We start from the raw sequence: 17,326 nt of genomic DNA on the forward strand, positions 1-17,326 counted from the left end.
GCGTACCGAAGTACGCTTCCCTCCTCTTTCGCGTCACCTTGCTCGCTTAGGGGCGTTTTCGCTGACTTATGCTCAACCAGCGACGCTTTCGTGGTCCTAAGTAGTCATTGGGGGCGTTTTTGTTTGACTAGTCGTTTAAGAACGTCCCCGATGCTATTTGAATTGCTAATTTGTGCGGGTTGTGGTTTTGTGACCTGCTGAAATTTAAGATACTGTACAACTGTACGTTAATTCGTCTTCGTAGTATATTGCTACCCGCAAAACTCAATACCATTGTGCTCTGAGACGCTAAAGCGCCTACGTACAATGGTTGTCGATAGTACGATTTGATTCAACGACAGGATGGATGGTCCAAGCGTGAGTCTCGGCAGCAAACTATCCAATGCAAAGGTCTCCTTTGCGATATTTAAGCGCGACATTAAGCGACTGCTTGTGAACCCCGTCGCCTTGGTGGTTACCCTTGGCGTGTGCGTTATTCCCTCGCTGTATGCCTGGTACAACATCGTGGCCAACTGGGATCCGTACGGAAACACCCAGGGCATCAAGATTGCCATCGCCAACAACGATCGGGGCACCCAAAACGACCTGGTGGGCGAGCTCAACGCGGGCGATCAGGTCGTCGATCAGCTCAAGGAGAACGATCAGCTGGGCTGGACCTTCGTCGATTCTGCGGCCGATGCCAAAGAGGGCGTCGAGAGCGGTGAGTACTATGCGGCCATCGTAGTCCCCAAGAACTTCTCGGATAACCTGGTTTCGATGCTCGACGGCAACTACCATCAGCCCAAGCTTACGTACTACGTCAATGAGAAGAAGAGCGCTATTGCGCCCAAGGTTACCGACACCGGTGCAAACACCATCGAGGAGCAGATCAACTCGGAATTTGTCTCCACGGTGGGCGAGACCGTTGCCAGTATTGCCAAGGATGCCGGAGTCGATTTAAAGGACAAGGCAACCCAGACTCAGGATTCGTTGGCCGGTTCGGTATCAGAGGCTTCCGATACGTTGGGCGAAGTGCGTGATTCGATTGGCGACATGAATGCCGCCATCGATAAGACGAGTGGTTCCATTGCCTCGGCAGATGCGGCACTTGCCGGTCTGCAGGGTCAGGCGCCGTCGCTGACGCAGGCGATCTCCCAGGGCAATGACCTGCTGGGCGAGGCTCGCGCCACGGCGGGCAACTCTGTCGCCTCGCTCTCCAAGGCGCTCTCGGAAGGCAGCCTTGCGCTCACCAAGACGTCAGCCTCTGCGAACGCTGCCATCGGCAAGCTGACGGGCACGGTCACATCTACGACCACCCGTATCGACAACTCGCTCGAGTCTCTCCAAGCGACGATCGACCACAATAAGGCCGTTATCGGGCACTTAGAGATTCTCGCCAATGACACGTCGACAGGTTCCGAGGAAATTGACGCGCGCATTGTATCGACCATCGATTTGCTTCGAGAGCAGAATGAAAAGCTTCAGAGCATCAAGGACGGTCTGTCCGCGCAGTCGAGCGCCATGGCGAATGACGCAGCGGCTGTTTCGGGTGCCAGTGACGCTATCAATAACGCAATTCATACCGGTGCGACCAACCTTGGCCAAGCCCAGACGGACTTGGGCCAAAACGCGCTGCCGAAGGCCTCGAGCGCGCTCGACTCTTTTGCTGCCGTTTCGGGCGACCTGACCGGTATCGTCTCGGGTATGACACCTACACTTGCAAATGCGCGCGGCACGTTGGCGCAGCTTAGCGCTACGCTCGGCCAGGCCAAGACCACGCTGTCCCAGACCGATTCCTCGCTTGCCAAGGTCCAGGACAAGCTTGCAACCGCCGCCAATGACATCGCGGCGCTGCAGACCTCCGAGTCCATGGGCGAGCTGGCCGATCTGATGGGCGTCGATGTCAATGACGTGGCAGATTTCATGGCGTCTCCGGTTGAGTTGACGTCCAAGTCAATCTATCCGGTCAAGAGCTTTGGCTCGGGCATCGCTCCCTTCTACACCAATCTGGCGCTTTGGGTGGGCGGCTATGTGCTCATCGCCATTTACAAGCTCGAGGTCGACCGTGAAGGTGTTGGCAGCTTTACGGCGCGCCAAGGCTACTTTGGCCGCTGGTTGCTCCTGGTGATCCTGGGCGCGTTGCAGGCCATTATCGTTACGGTGGGAGATCTGGTCATTGGCGTACAGTGCGTCAGTCCGCTCCTATTTGTGCTGGGCGGCATCGCCATCTCATTTACGTACGTCAACATCATTTACGCGTTGTCCACTACGTTTAAGCATATCGGCAAGGCAATCGGCGTCATTCTTGTCATCGTGCAGATCCCGGGTTCGTCGGGCATGTACCCCATCGAGATGATGCCCGGCTTCTTCCAGTGGCTGCACCCGCTGCTGCCCTTTACCTACGGCATCAATCTGCTGCGCGAGACGGTCGGCGGCATGTATTCGTTCAACTACCTGTTTAACCTGTGCATTCTGGGCGTGTTCTTGATCGTGGCGCTCTTTATCGGCCTGCAGCTGCGTCCGCTGCTGCTCAACCTTAACCTGCTCTTTGATAAACAGCTCTCCACGACCGGTATGATGATTTGCGAGTCCAACGACCTGCCGCGCCAGCGCTACTCGCTGCGCACGGCCATGCGCGTCATGCTCGATTCCGATTCGTACCGTCGCGAACTGCTCGATCATGCGGTCGCCTTTGAACATCGCTACCCGTACTACATCAAGGGCGGTTTTGCCGCCGTGGTGGGCGTTCAGGTCCTGCTCTTTGTCCTGTCGACGGTTCTCGATATCGACAATAACGGCAAGATCATCCTGCTTGTCATTTGGATCATCTCGGTTATTGCCATCTGCGGCTGGCTTATCAATATCGAATATATCCGAGCGAGCCTCAATACCCAGATGCGCATCTCGGCGCTTTCGGATGAGGACCTGCGTCGCGAGATGCGCGAACACACGGCCGCCATTCCTGCCGCCCGCCACATGTTTGGCCTCAACGCCAGCGAGCGTGGTGCCAAGGGCGGCGATCAGTCCACGGGCCGCTTGCCGCATATCGGCTCGCACCATAAATCTCAGGGCAGCGACAGCACAGCCACAAATGATGGAGATACCACCGCGCTTGGCAAGCACTCCAAAGGAGGTGAGGCATAAATGAAGAACATCCTGCATCTGTTTAAGCGCGATGTCCAAAACGTGTCTCGCTCCGTGATCGGCTTGGTTGTCGTGATGGGCCTCATTATCGTACCGTGTCTGTACGCGTGGTTTAACATCGCCGGCAGCTGGGATCCGTACGGCAACACCGGCAATCTTAAGATCGCCGTGGTCAACACCGATGAGGGTTACGAGAGCGATTTGATCCCCGTCGAGGTTAACGTGGGCGAAAACGTGACCGCCACCCTACGCGGCAACGAGAGCTTCGATTGGGTTGTGCTCAACAATCGCGAAAAGGCTATCGAGGGCGTTAAGTCGGGCGCGTACTATGCTGCCGTCGTTATCCCCAAAACGTTTAGCGCTGACATGATGACGCTTTTCTCGACCGACGTGAAGCATGCCGATATCGAGTTCTACGAGAATCAGAAGGCCAACGCCATTGCGCAGATCGTGACCGAGAAGGGTTCGAGCGCCGTCCAGAGCCAGGTTAACGAAACTTTTACCGAGACCATTACGAGCATCGGTCTTAAGACGGTGTCCAGCCTGCTCGATTACATGAGCACCGACCAGGTCAGCAACTTTATCGCCAACCTGTCCTCGACGCTCGGCGATTCGATTGAGGACCTGCGAGACGTTCAGGCAAATGCTTCGTCGCTGGCGGGCATTTTGAGCTCCACGTCCGATTCGCTGACGTCGGCGAGCGGCATGCTCAAGCAGACCGGTGCCGTCGATGAGTCGACAAAGCAGCTCATGGAACATGCCAAAAGCGGCATCGATGATTCCAAAGAAGCGCTTAAGGCGGCAAACGATGCCATCGATGCCGCAATCGATGGAAGTGCTGGTTCGTTCGACAATGTGTCTGCCGAGCTCGCGAAGGCGTTCGACACCGCAAACCAGCATGTCGACCTTACGGTGTCCCAACTCAACGATGCCGCTGCGGCCCTCAATGCGCGCGCCAAGGATATCGATGCGATGGCCGATCAGCTCCGCGGCTTTGCCGAGCAGGTCAGTGACGAAAAGCTCCAGGAGAGCCTCAAGTCTGTGGCAACATCGCTGAGCAGGATCGCGGTGGAGTATCGAAACAACGCCAAGGACCTAACGGCAACCGCTAAGTCCCTTTCTGACAGTATGGCAGAGGTCAACAGCATGCGTGCTGAGGTCGACCAGGCCATCGCCGATGCCAAGGCGGGCATTTCGGGAGCCAAGTCCGACTACGATTCCACGTTCTCGGTTAAGGCCAAGGAGCTCAAGAAGACTATTTCGGGCGTTTTGGATTCGCTCAACGGTATCTCGGGCGACCTGGATAGTGCTGTTGCCGGCCTGACCGACGCATCCGGTTCGCTGGCAAAGGGCCTCTCCAAGGCTGCAAAGCTGGTCAACAAGGCTTCCGATCAGCTGGGTGAGGCGTCGGACAAGATCAGCGCTTTCAAGGACGAGCTCGACGGCGCCTTGATGTCGGATGACCTCGCTACGATCAAGACGATGATCGGCAACGATCCCGAGGGTCTGGCCGTGTCGCTTTCCGGTCCCGTCGCGCTTGACCGCAAACCGGTCTATCCGATCCGCAACTACGGTTCGGCCATGGCACCGTTCTACACGATTCTGTCGCTGTGGGTCGGCTCGATTGTACTGGCGGCCATGATGAAGGTCTCGGTTGACGATGAGCTTATCAACGAGCTCGTCCCCGTACGCCTGCACGAGATCTATCTGGGCCGTTACCTGTTCTTTGGCGGTTTGGCTCTGCTGCAGGCAACGCTCGTGTGCGCGGGCGACATTCTGTTCTTTGGCATTCAGTGCGACAACCCGCTGCAGTTTGTGCTGGCGGGCTGGGTCGCGAGTCTCGTGTTCTCCAATATCGTCTATACGCTTACGGTTTCGTTTGGCGATATCGGCAAGGCGCTCGCTGTCGTGCTGTTGGTCATGCAGGTCGGCGGTTCGGGCGGCACGTTCCCCATCGAGATGACCGGCCCCGTGTTCCAGGCAATCTATCCGTTCCTGCCGTTCACTCATGGCATCAACGCCATGCATGCCGCCATGGCCGGCGCCTACCATATGGAGTACTGGGTTGAGCTGGGCATTCTGGCGAGCTATCTGATTCCGTCGCTGGCCTTGGGCGTCGTCTTCCGCCGTCCGGTCATCAAAGCCAACGACTGGATCATCGAAAAGCTGGAGTCGACAAAGCTTATTTAGTGTAACAGCGTGACGTTGACGAAACATCGAGGTTATTCAAGTCGGTACTTTAGTGGGCTGGATTGCGTGGGCTGCTTGATTGTTGCTACAGTAGCGGGGCGTGCCGGGGGTCCGGTGCGTCCCGTTTTTATTTGACCATGAGGCGGCACGCAGCCATACGCGTGCGGACACCACGCCCAGATTGAGTGCGAGGATGTTCCATGGCCCAATACGCTGCCAACGAAATCGAAAACATGCCCGATAGCCCTGTGGCCCGTGAGGATTTGGGCGCGGGCGGTATTCCCAGGGGTGCCGGCGCACGCTCTCCGCTGTTCTGGAAGGTTTTGCTACTTTCGGTGGCGGTCACCTGGGGCTACTCCTTTACCACTATGAAGGACGCCCTCGACACCATTCCGGTGTTCGAGCTGCTCTATGTACGCTTTCTGCCTGCAGCGTTGGTCATGTTTGCCGTCTTCCACAAGCGCATCACTGCACATTTCAACGCTCGCAATCTGATTGTTGGCCTGAGTATGGGCGTGCTTATGTGGGCGGCCTATGCGTTGCAGACGGTCGGCCTGGCGCATACTACGGCAGGCAAGAATGCTTTTTTGACGGGCACGTATTGCATCCTTGTGCCGTTCGCGAGCTATTTTCTGAGCGGCGAAAAACTCACCCGCTATAACCTGGGTGCAGCACTGCTGTGCTTGGCGGGCATTGGCCTGGTGGCGCTCGATAGCGTCGAGTTCAACATCGGTGACGCCATTACGCTGGCGGGTGCGGTCTTCTTCGCCATCCAGATGGCGGTGACCGCCAAGTACGGTCGCAAAATGGACATCAACGTCATCACGTTTTGGATGTTTGTGGGCAACGGCGTGCTGAGCCTGGTATCGTCGCTGCTCTTCGAGACCCAAGCGCCTCTATCCGTGTGGACGCCGAGCTTTATCGGTGTGATGGCGTTTCTCTCGGTGGGCTGTACGTGCGTGGCCCTGCTCATCCAAAACGTCGGCCTGGCGCATGTCCCGGCCTCGACGGGCTCGCTGCTCCTTTCGATGGAGTCGCCTTCGGGTGTGCTGTTCTCGGTGCTGCTGATGGGGGAGGCGCTCACCTCGCGTCTGCTCGCCGGCTTCGCACTCATCTTCCTATCGATCATTTTGAGCGAGACGCATTTCGACTTTTTGCGCAAAAAGCCGCGAGCGCGATTGTAAACAAATTGTTGCGCCGCCCTCCCAGGGCGGCATTTTTTATGTCATGCCCTTACAGTTGTGCCTTGCACTTTACGCTATCAAAGTGCTTGCTGCAAAAACGTTACTGGAGGGCATTTATGGCACCAGCTCTGTCCGATCTTCAACCGCAACCAGCGCCTCAGACCACTACGGTGGCGCAGGCCGCTATCGGCAATGGCCTGGTCACAGAAGCTCGGGCTTTTGCAGACGAGCTCGCTGCGTGGCGACACGATCTCCATCAAACGCCTGAGCTCGGTAACAACCTTCCACAGACGTCCGCCTTTATCCAGGCACGTCTCGACGAGATGGATATTCCCTATGCCGTGCTTGTTGACGGCTCCTGTGTCGTTGGCCTTATCGGTGCCGGCGCGGCAGCTGCTGCTCGGGATAACGGTACGTGCACGGACAAGCAGGCCGGTACGGTTATCATGCTCCGTGGCGATATGGATGCCCTGCCTGTTGCCGAGGAGTCGGGAGAGTCTTTTGCCTCTATCAATGGCTGTATGCACGCATGCGGACACGATATGCACGCGACGGCGCTGCTTGGTGCGGCGCGCCTGCTCAAGGTCCGCGAGGCCGAGCTTGTCGACGCCAATGCTACTGTCAAGCTGCTGTTCCAGCCGGGCGAGGAGACCTTTGAGGGGGCACGCGCTGCCATCGCCGATGGCTTGCTCGAGAACCCGCGTCCTCAGGCGGCTTTTGCCATGCACGTTAACAGCCAATCGCCACTCGGCCTGGTGCTCTATGGGAGCCCGGCGCTCTCGGGCGTGTACGGTTTCCGTATCACGCTGCAGGGCAAGGGTGGCCACGGTTCCAGCCCCGAGATCTGCATCGATCCCATCACGGCCGGCGTGCATGTGCACCTGGCGCTTCAGGAGCTTATCGCTCGCGAAGTGCCGGCGGCCAAGGAGGTCGCACTGACCGTGGGCAAGTTTGCCGGTGGCCAAGCGGCCAACGTCATCCCAGACACCTGCGTGCTCGAAGGCACGTTGCGCGGCTTCGACGTCGAGCTCATGGAGCACCTCAAGACCCGCATCGCCGAGGTCGTCAACGGTGTGGCCGCAACGTATCGCACGCCGGCGACTATCGAGACGCTTTCGGATGTTCCGCCGCTGGTACTCGACGACGGCATGACGCAGGCGTCGCTTGGCTATGTGGGTGCGACGCTGCCCAAGGCCGCCTTCCTGCCGTTGTTCCACGCCATGGCGAGCGAGGACTTCGCTTTGATCTCGAGCGAGATCCCGAGTGCGTACTTTACCGTGGGCGCCGCTGTAACCGATACGGATGAGCATTTTGCCCAGCACCATCCCAAGGCGCGCTTTAACGATGCCGAGCTGCCGCTCGGTGCCGCGGCTTATACCGCCGTCGCTTTGGGCTATATCGCCGACCACAGGGAGTAACCAATGCCCCTGCAACGCAAGTTCTTCCCCGGCTGGCTCGTGGTGGCCTCTGGCTTCGTGATCATGGCCACGTGCTACACGATTTTCGTCAACTGCATGAGCCTGTTCCAGCCGCTCATCGTCAGCGACCTGGGCATTTCCCTTGCGCAGTACACCATCTCCAACGCCCACGATCGCTGCGTCTAAGCAGTTTGGCATGGCCGACCTGGGCAAGGTCACGGGCACCATTACCTCGCTCGAGATGGTCGGTGGCACCGTAGGCGCCATCGTCTCGGGTGTGCTGTTCGACGCTACGGGCTCCTTTGTGAGCACCTGGATTGTCTGCTTGGCGTGCTCGGTAATCATGCTGGCGTTCTTGCGGGCGTCTGAGCCCATCGCCGCCAAGCTGCGCGCAAGCGTGGCGGGGGAGTAGACGTCCGTCGCTCTTTTCGTTCGCCCTGTTCTGTCCGTGGCTGTCCTGGAAGCCGAATGGATGCTCGTACCATCATTCGGTTTCCAAGGCGGCCACGGGCCTACGAAATGATCCGTTTTCCTCCGTCCCCAACAGATCACGTGATCCGAAGGGGACGGAGGAAAACGGATCACAAACCGCGGCGGCGCATCTGGCCGAACGAGTCCCCATACCCTCGTTCGGTCAGACGCGCCGCCGCGTTGCTGCTTTGTGCCGTATAATGTCCACTACCTATGACGCGATACAAAAGAAAGGTGTTTGCCCATGCAGGCACAGAAGGCGGAGGGAACCCGCGACCTTATCGGCGCCGAGATGCGCGCCTGGCAAAAGATGCAGCAGATCGCTGCCGGCGTGTTCGAGCCGTTTGGCTTTAAGCCCATCGAGACGCCCGCGATCGAGCAGGTGGACGTCTTTGTCCACGGCATCGGCCAGTCGACCGACGTCGTGCGCAAGGAGATGTTCCGCGTGTTTAGCGGCGCCAACCTGGAGCGCGTCTTTACCGAGGGTACCGATACCAAGCTCAAGCCCAAGCAGCGCCTGGCCCTTCGCCCCGAGGGCACGGCCGGTGTGGTGCGCGCCGTCGTGGAGAACAACCTGGTGCCCCAGGGCTCCACGCCGTTTAAGGCCTACTATGCCGAGGCCATGTTCCGCGGCGAGCGTCCCCAGAAGGGTCGTCTGCGTCAGTTCCACCAGGTGGGTATCGAGTGGCTCGGCGCTCCCGATCCGGCGGCAGACGCCGAATGCATCATCATGCTCATGGAGTTCTACAAGCGCCTGGGCTTCGATCTTTCCAAGCTTCGTCTGCTCATTAACTCGATGGGCGACGCCCAGTGCCGTCCGGCCTATCGCGAGCAGGTCAAGCAGTTCATTCTCGATCACGCCGACGAGATGTGCGATGAGTGCCGCGAGCGCGCCGAGCTTAACCCGCTGCGCGCCTTCGACTGCAAGAACGACCATTGCCGCGAGATCATGGCCGAGGCTCCGTTGATGGGTGACAACCTGTGCGACGAGTGCCGTGAGCACTACGAGCAGGTCAAGCGCTATCTGGATGCCGCCGGCATCGAGTATGTCGAGGATCCCACCCTGGTGCGCGGCCTGGACTACTACACCCGTACCGTCTTTGAGGTCGAGGCCCCCGGCGCCGGCGTCGGCTCCATCGGCGGCGGCGGTCGCTACGACGGTCTGGTCGAGCTCGAGGGCGGCAAGCCCACGGCCGGCGTCGGCTTCGCCGTCGGTTTTGAGCGCGCCCTGCTGGCCCTGCAGGCCTTTGGCAGCGACCTGGGCGCCGATGAGGCCCCGTGTGTCTACGTCGCCAACGCCGGCAAGGAGTTGCGCCAGAACGTCTTTGCCATTACGCAGGAGCTTCGCGCCGCAGGTATCGTGACCGAGGCCGACTATCAGGGCCGTTCGCTCAAGGCCCAGTTTAAGCAGGCCGATAAGGTGGGCGCCAAGCTCATCTTGGTCCTGGGTGGCGACGAGCTTGCCGCCGGCAAGGTCAAGGTGCGCGACATGGAGAGCCATGACGAGGCCCTCGTCGATCTGGCCAACGTGGTCGAGGCGGTTCGCGAGCGCCTGTAGCGCATGATTTTTGAGCTGTAGTGCCGCTGAGGTGCCCAGCTCATTGCGAGCGATTGTTACGGGGGTGTTTCGCTTTTATGCGGAATGCCCCTATTTACGTATGCCGCCCACCGAGAAATACGACCATTTAGGGCAAAAACCCTTGCAATGCAGAAAATACTTTTGTGTGGTAAAGTGCAATCAGCGCCGAAAGTTTTTGCCGAGTGCCTATAATGAATACCGCATGTTACGTGCATAGAAGGAGGAATGGGAGGAAACGTGGCTGAGAACCTAAGCAACCAGTCTGTACCCGAAGCCGCGGCGCGCGTCGCTGCCGTGGTCAACCGCCTCGTTAACCGAATCGGCTCGAATGCCGAGTCCAGGGAGCGTCTCGCCGAGATCGAGATCCCCGAGGAGCTGCGCGACAACTTGGCGCTGTTCTTGCGCCTGGAGCGCCGTGTGCTTAGCGAGTATGATCCCGAGATCGCGGACCTGTTCGACAAGATCCTGACGGCCGAGATTGTGGCCAATGCCGGAAACCCCGGCGCCCGTGCTGCCGACGAGTCCGTCGACGAGCAGGGCGTGCCCACCGCCGACGAGCCTACTGCTGTGGCGTTTCGTGAGGTCGTCGATCTTATCGACAGCCTGCCGCTCGATAAGCAGCAGGTTATTGTCCGCGCCTTTACGAGCTTCTTCCATCTGGCAAACCTGTCGGAGGAGAACTACCGCGTGGCGCAGCTGCGCGAGCGCGAGGCAGGTGCGTCGACCGATACCGAGGTCGATCCCGCCAACGAACTCACCGTCGCCTATCACCAGTTGGTAAACGAGATGGGTGTCGAGGGCGCCAACGAGCTGCTCGACAAGCTCGAGTTCCACCCTGTCTTTACCGCACATCCCACCGAGGCCCGTCGTAAGGCCGTCGAGGGCAAGATTCGCCGTATCTCCAACCTGCTGGAGGAGCGTCCGCGCCTGGGCGGCTCCGACCTGGTGGAGAACGAGCGCCATATGCTGCAGGAGATCGACGCCCTGGTGCGTACGAGCCCCATCGCTCTCAAGAAGCCCACGCCGGTCGAGGAAGCCGATACCATCATCGACATCTTCGATAACACGCTGTTCGACGTCATTCCCGTTATCTATCGTCGTTTTGACGACTGGGTGCTGGGCGACAAGGCCGGCACTGTGCCGCCACTGTGCCCGGCGTTCTTCCACCCCGGCAGCTGGATCGGTTCCGACCGCGACGGTAACCCCAACGTCACCGCTAAGGTGAGCCGTGAGGTCGCCGCCAAGTATTTCATCCATATGGTGCTCAAGCTCGAGGACAAGTGCCGCCGCATCGGCCGCAACCTGACGCTCGAGGCCACCTACAGCAAGCCGTCTGCCGAGCTCATCAACCTGTGGAACCATCAGGTCGAGATGAGCACCCAGTACACGGCCCGCGCCGAGCTGATCTCCGAGCACGAGCCGCATCGCGCCGTCATGCTCGTCATGGCAGACCGACTCAACGCAACCGTGCGTCGCATCACCGACACCATGTACCACAGCGCCGATGAGTTCCTGGATGACCTGCGCGTCGTCCAGCGCTCGCTAGCCGCCTGCGGTGCCGTCCGTGCCGCCTACGGCCCGGTCCAGACCATCATCTGGCAGGTCGAGTCCTTCGGCTTCCACATGGTCGAGATGGAGTTCCGTCAGCATTCCGTGGTGCACGCCCGCGCCCTCAAGGATATCCACGAGAACGGTATCCATGGCGACCTGCAGCCCATGACGCGCGAGGTCATCGATACCTTCCGTGCCATCGGTTCCATCCAGAAGCGCTACGGCAAGAAGATGGCGCACCGCTACATCATCTCGTTCACCAAGAGCGCCCAGCATGTGGCCGACGTCTTTGAACTTGCCCACCTGTCCTTTGCACACGAGGAGGACGTTCCCGAGCTCGACGTGATCCCGCTGTTCGAGCAGCTCGAGGACCTCGAGGGCTGCGTCGACGTGCTCGACCAGATGCTCACGCTGCCCGTGGTGCAAAAGCGCCTTGCCCAGACCAACCGCCGCATGGAGGTCATGCTGGGCTACTCCGACTCCTCCAAGGATGCCGGTCCTACCACGGCCATGCTCGCGCTGCACTCCGCGCAGGAGCGCATCGCCAAGTGGGCCGAGAAGAACGATATCGACCTGGTGCTCATGCACGGTCGCGGCGGTGCCGTGGGCCGTGGCGGCGGCCCGGCCAACAAGGCCGTGCTGGCGCAGCCCAAGGGTTCGGTTAACTGCTTCTTTAAGCTCACCGAGCAGGGCGAGGTCATCTTTGCCCGTTACGGCAACCGCACGCTGGCTCAGCGCCATGTTGAGTCCGTTGCCGCCGCAACGCTTTTGCAGTCGGCCCCGAGCGTCGAGAAGACCAACACCGAGACCACGCAGAAGTTCTGGGACATGGCAGAGAAGCTCAACGCCGTAAGCCACGAGCGCTATCTGGACCTGCTGAACACCGAGGACTTTACACCGTGGTTCTCGACCGTGACGCCGCTGACCGAAGTCGGTCTGCTGCCGATCGGCTCGCGTCCCGCCAAGCGCGGTCTGGGTGCCAAGTCGCTCGACGACCTGCGTACCATTCCGTGGATCTTCAGCTGGAGCCAAGCGCGCATTAACCTGGCCGCTTGGTACGGCCTGGGCACCGCTTGCGAGCAGTTGGGCGACCTTGACCAGCTTAAGGCTGCCTACCAGGAGTGGCCGTTCTTCCGCACGTTCATCGACAACATCGAGATGTCGATCGCCAAGACCGACCAGCGCATCGCCAAGATGTATCTGCACCTGGGCGATCGCCAGGATCTGTCCGAGAAGGTCTTCACCGAGATGCAGCTCACGCGTAAGTGGGTCCTTGCCATCGTCGGTGACGAGTGGCCGCTGCAGCGTCGTCGCGTGCTTGGCTGCGCCGTCCGCGTGCGTAACCCCTATGTCGACGCCCTGTCCATCGCCCAGGTCCGCGCCCTTCGTGAGGTGCGTATGAACCAGGACGAGATGGCCGAGGAGAAGAAGGCCGAGTACATGAGCCTGATTCTTTCGACTGTGACCGGCGTCTCGGCTGGATTGCAGAACACGGGGTAATCGATAGCCCTGTAGTCGCTGTCCGGGGCCGCCGTATGTTTACTTTCCGGCGCGTCCTCGGACATGCAAGAAGCCCTCGCTGCGCACTTCGTGCGGCGAGGGCTTCTTGCGTCCTGCGGAGTGCGCCGGAAAGTAAACATACGGCGGCCCCTGCGATGTCCGGTCTTCGGCGGATTACTGGCTGGGGGAATAATGGCGCGCTTCGCGCGTTTGGAAAAGGCTTCGTGCTGCGGAATGCATTCAGAGGGAGACCCATCGGGCCCTTTTGTCCTCGGTCTTCGGGGATTGGGGCTGATGAGAATTAAGTGCGCTTCTCGCCTTACGACTGTAGCAGCCACGGTCCCGGTTGGGGTCGCGGCCGTTTTGTTGTGGGTCAAATATGAACGTTGTGTTAATGACTCGGTGTACGGTGGAGTTTTTCGGTGAGCGGCGTATCCTTCCAACGGTTTATCTAGTGTGTTAGATGAAAGGAAGAGGGCGCTCGTCATTGTTTGAATGTGAACTGCCGTTTGACCACAAGACGTTGCATCTGGAGCTCGAGGATAAGAACTTCGCGGGTGTGATGGAAGGTCATCAAAACGAGTTTAAGACTACAAAATCGCAGGAAGAGCTGGTAGAGGAGTCGCTTGCCAACCCTTATGGCTCGCCTTCGCTCGAGGAGCTTTGTGCTGGCAAGAAGGATATTGTCATCATTAGCTCCGATCATACGCGTCCCGTTCCCTCGCGTGTGACGATGCCTATTCTGCTGCATCACATCCATTCCGCTGCGCCCGAGGCTCGCGTGCGTATTTTGGTTGCTACGGGTATGCACCGTCCGTCGACACACGAGGAACTCGTCAACAAGTATGGCGAGGAGATCGTTGCCAACGAGGAAATCGTTATGCACGTCGCGACTGACGACAGCATGATGAAAAAGATCGGTACCCTGCCTTCTGGTGGCGAGTGCATCATCAACAAGATTGCCGCCGATTGCGATCTGCTGCTTGCAGAGGGCTTCATTGAGCCGCACTTCTTTGCCGGTTTCTCTGGCAGCCGCAAGTCCGTGCTGCCCGGTATCGCCAGCTACAAGACCATCATGTACAACCACAACGGTCAGTTTGTGAACGATTCCCATTCGCGTGCCGGCAACCTGTGCCACAACCACGTGAGCGAGGATATGTTCGCCGCCGCCGAGATGGCCCACCTCGCCTTTGTGCTTAACGTGGTGCTCAACGGCAAGCACGAGGTCATCGGTTCTTTTGCCGGTGACATCCACAAGGCGCACGAGGCTGGCTGCGAGTTCGTGAAGAGCCTTGCCGGCGTTGAGCCCGTTGAGTGCGAGATTGCCATCACCACCAACGGCGGTTACCCGCTCGACCAGAACATCTATCAGGCCGTGAAGGGCATGTGCGCTGCCGAGGCCACGCTTCCCGAGGGCGGCGTGATCATCGATGTCGCCGGTTGTGCCGACGGCCACGGCGGCGAGGGCTTCTATCACAACATCGCCGACAACGATCCGGCAGAGTTTGAGCGCGCCTGCATCGACCGTCCTAAGGACGAGACCCTGCCCGATCAGTGGACGAGCCAGATCTTTGCCCGCATCCTGGCGCATCACCCTGTGATCATGGTCACCGACCTGTGCGATCACCAGATGCTCAAGGATATGCACATGACGCCGGTCAACACTATCGAGGAGGCGCTCAAGCTCGCCTTTGAGATGAAGGGTGCCGATGCCAAGGTTGCAGTCATTCCCGATGGCCTGGGCGTTGTCGTCGCGCAGCACTAGTGCGTGGCCCAAACGAATCGTTTATAACCGACAAGAAAGATAAGGTTTTATGCTTACCAAACTCCTCTGCGAATTCGGCGCAACGGCCCTCATGATCATCTTTGGCGTGGGCGTGCACTGCGATACCGTGCTCAAGGGCACCAAGTATCAGGGCTCCGGCCATATGTTTGCCATCACCACCTGGTCTTTTGGCATCTCGGTCTGCCTGTTTGTCTTTGGCGGCGCCGTGTGCATGAACCCCGCCATGGTGCTTGCCCAGTGCATCGTAGGCCTGGTGCCGTGGAGCAGCTGCATCCCCTTCATGATTGCCGATATGCTCGGCGGCTTTGTGGGCGCCGTAATCGCTTGGCTTATGTATGCCGATGAGTTCAAGGCTTCCGAGGGCGTCGTCGACCCCATTGCCCAGCGCAACATCTTCTCGACTAACCCCACCACCGAGGGCACCAACTATGCCCGTAACTTCTTCTGCGAGGCTATCTGCACCTTCGTGTTCATCAGCGCCATCCTTGCTGCTGCTAACCGTGCTGGCGAGAACGTCCTGATGCTCGCCATCTGCGTCGGCCTGATCGTTTGGGCCGTTGGCATGGGCATGGGCGGCATCACTGGCTTCGCCATGAACCAGGCACGTGACCTTGGTCCTCGTATGGCCTATCAGGTGCTGCCGATCAAGAACAAGGCTGACAACAACTGGAAGTACGGCCTGCTTGTTCCTGGCATCGCTCCGTTTGTCGGTGCTATCGTGGCTGCGCTGTTTGTGCATGGTTTCTTGGGCATGTTCTAGGCTAAGGCTACATAGTTGTCCGCTGGCCGCATGGGGTAACTTCCCAGCGCGTCCTCGGACATGAAAGAACCCCCGCTGCGCACTTCGTGCGGCGGGGGTTCTTTCGTCCTGCGGAATGCGCTGGGAAGTTACCCCATGCGGCCAGCTGCGGGGTCTTTGTTGCGTTCGTACAAGCAACCAACATATATATCTGAATTTGGATGTTGCGGGCACTTTGTTGTTAGGCGCTTTGAGGTGTGAGTGGCACTTTGGGATGCGTGGCGCTTTGGGTTGGGGCGATGCTTTGAGATGAGCTTCTTACTTAGTTGAAGAGGGGTTTTATGGCTGATAGGTAGTCTTTGGCTACATCCTCTTTTGGGGCTTGGAAGTTGTGCCAGGCCCACCATTGGACCATTCCTACGAAGCTTGAGGCTATGTGGTGTAGTAGGAAGCTGCGGTCCATGGTGGCGGCGGGGCCGTTTGGGTCGGTGGGGACGGTTTCGGCTGCTCGTGACATGATGGTCTTACGTAAGCAGTCGGCGAAGACGCGTGAGCCGGCGCCGGCTACCAGCGCTCGGACGCCTTGGCGACGTTCCCAGAGGTTGTTGAGGATATGCTCGACTTGTACGAGCGGATCATCGAGCGGTGTGCCATCGTCGTCGAGGGCATGGGTGCAAATGTCGCTCACGAGTTCGGACAGTAGGTCATCTTTGCTCTTGAAGAGGCCGTAGAACGTGGCCCGACCAACATGGGCGCGAGCGATGATGTCGCCGACGGTGATCTTGCCGTAGTCCTCCTCGCGCAGGAGCTCGGAGAATGCTGCGACGATGGCGGTGCGGCTTTTTGCCTTGCGGGCGTCCATGGCTATGCGTCCGCGTGAACGAGCAGGCAGCGGAGCGTGCCGGAGCAACCCTCGTAGGGGCGTTTGCCGGCGCCGTAGCCGACGGCTTCGATGCGGTAGCGTGAGGGCAGTTGGTCGGACGTGCGCAGCGCGGTGACGATGGCGGCGCCCGTGGGCGTCACGAGCTCGCCGGCGACCGGTGCAGGCGTGAGGGCGATATTGCCCGCCTGACACAGGTTGACGACAGCGGGGACGGGAATGGGCATGAGGCCGTGGGCGCAACGGATGGTTCCGTGGCCCTCGGAGAGAGACTCGACCACGATATCCTCAATACCCAGATCGTCGAGGCAGATGGCGACAGAGCAGACGTCGACGATGGAGTCGACGGCGCCCACCTCGTGGAACATGACGGTCTCGGGCGTTTTGCCGTGAGCCTTTGCCTCGGCATCAGCGAGTACGGAAAAAATGGCGAGGGCACGACGCTTGGCACCATCGCTTAGCTGTGAGCCGTCGATGATGGCGGTGACATCCGCCAAAGAACGGTGGTGATGGTGGTGGGCGTGGTGATGGTCCTCATGGCCATGACCGTGGGCCTCATGGTCATGATCGTGGCAGTGCTCGTGTTCGTGCTCGCCATGGTCATGATGGTGGTGCTCATGCTCGTGCGTGTGCTCGGCAGCTGCTTCGTTGCCGTAGAGCCAGGCCATATCGTGATCGTGGTTCTCGAGCTCCTCTGCCAGCTGAACGTCAAAGTCGCAGGCGTCGATGCCATACTTGTTTGCGCGCGTGACGGCGATCGTAAAGCCGTCGACCGGCAGCGTGGCGAGCTGTTCGCGCAGGTGCTCCTCGCTGGCGCCCAGGTCGAGCAGGGCCGCGACGGTCATATCGCCGCTGATACCCGAGGTGCCGTCGATGATAAGCGTGTGCTGATGGTTGAACATGGA

The 17,326-nt window shown here is 59.4% G+C and carries 12 protein-coding genes; 10 read left to right on the top strand and 2 right to left on the bottom strand.

Going from position 1 to position 17,326, the window contains the following annotated elements:
• Nucleotides 1-357: 357 nt before the first annotated feature.
• From OGM60_01840 to OGM60_01885, 10 genes are all read left to right on the top strand, one after another.
• On the top strand, nt 358-3,123 hold the full coding sequence (locus OGM60_01840; GenBank protein ID UYI99555.1) for a YhgE/Pip domain-containing protein: 2,766 nt from the start codon (nt 358-360) through the stop codon (nt 3,121-3,123).
• Nucleotides 3,124-5,313 (top strand): YhgE/Pip domain-containing protein, encoded by a 2,190-nt coding sequence (locus OGM60_01845; GenBank protein ID UYI99556.1) that lies wholly within the window; start codon nt 3,124-3,126, stop codon nt 5,311-5,313.
• Between the two features lie 200 nt (nt 5,314-5,513).
• Nucleotides 5,514-6,497: a DMT family transporter gene (locus tag OGM60_01850; GenBank protein UYI99557.1), complete on the top strand. Its 984-nt coding sequence runs from the start codon at nt 5,514-5,516 to the stop codon at nt 6,495-6,497.
• 116 nt (nt 6,498-6,613) lie between these two features.
• Nucleotides 6,614-7,915 carry a M20 family metallopeptidase gene (locus tag OGM60_01855; protein ID UYI99558.1) on the top strand — a complete coding sequence of 434 codons (1,302 nt, stop codon included), beginning with the start codon at nt 6,614-6,616 and terminating at the stop codon, nt 7,913-7,915.
• A 3-nt stretch (nt 7,916-7,918) separates the two neighbouring features.
• Complete coding sequence (locus OGM60_01860) at nt 7,919-8,101, top strand: hypothetical protein (GenBank protein ID UYI99559.1); 183 nt, start codon at nt 7,919-7,921, stop codon at nt 8,099-8,101.
• A gap of 10 nt (nt 8,102-8,111) precedes the next feature.
• On the top strand, nt 8,112-8,327 hold the full coding sequence (locus OGM60_01865) for a hypothetical protein (protein UYI99560.1): 216 nt from the start codon (nt 8,112-8,114) through the stop codon (nt 8,325-8,327).
• A gap of 303 nt (nt 8,328-8,630) precedes the next feature.
• Nucleotides 8,631-9,944, top strand: a complete 1,314-nt coding sequence (gene hisS, locus OGM60_01870; GenBank protein UYI99561.1) for a histidine--tRNA ligase — start codon at nt 8,631-8,633, stop codon at nt 9,942-9,944.
• Between the two features lie 339 nt (nt 9,945-10,283).
• A complete protein-coding gene (locus OGM60_01875) occupies nt 10,284-13,016 on the top strand; it encodes a phosphoenolpyruvate carboxylase (protein ID UYJ00139.1) in 2,733 nt (910 codons plus the stop codon).
• A 487-nt stretch (nt 13,017-13,503) separates the two neighbouring features.
• Nucleotides 13,504-14,781, top strand: coding sequence for a nickel-dependent lactate racemase (gene larA / locus OGM60_01880; protein ID UYI99562.1), 1,278 nt, complete (start codon nt 13,504-13,506; stop codon nt 14,779-14,781).
• A 49-nt stretch (nt 14,782-14,830) separates the two neighbouring features.
• Nucleotides 14,831-15,562, top strand: a complete 732-nt coding sequence (locus OGM60_01885) for an aquaporin family protein (GenBank protein UYI99563.1) — start codon at nt 14,831-14,833, stop codon at nt 15,560-15,562.
• A gap of 301 nt (nt 15,563-15,863) precedes the next feature.
• On the opposite strand, the gene OGM60_01890 is transcribed toward OGM60_01885, so the two are convergent.
• Nucleotides 15,864-16,403 (bottom strand): TetR/AcrR family transcriptional regulator, encoded by a 540-nt coding sequence (locus OGM60_01890; GenBank protein UYI99564.1) that lies wholly within the window; start codon nt 16,401-16,403, stop codon nt 15,864-15,866.
• A 2-nt stretch (nt 16,404-16,405) separates the two neighbouring features.
• Complete coding sequence (locus OGM60_01895; GenBank protein UYI99565.1) at nt 16,406-17,323, bottom strand: LarC family nickel insertion protein; 918 nt, start codon at nt 17,321-17,323, stop codon at nt 16,406-16,408.
• Between the last annotated feature and the right edge of the window lie 3 nt (nt 17,324-17,326).

It is taken from the genome of Coriobacteriaceae bacterium, assembly GCA_025757745.1.
In the GTDB taxonomy this organism is placed as follows: Bacteria; Actinomycetota; Coriobacteriia; order Coriobacteriales; family Coriobacteriaceae; genus Collinsella.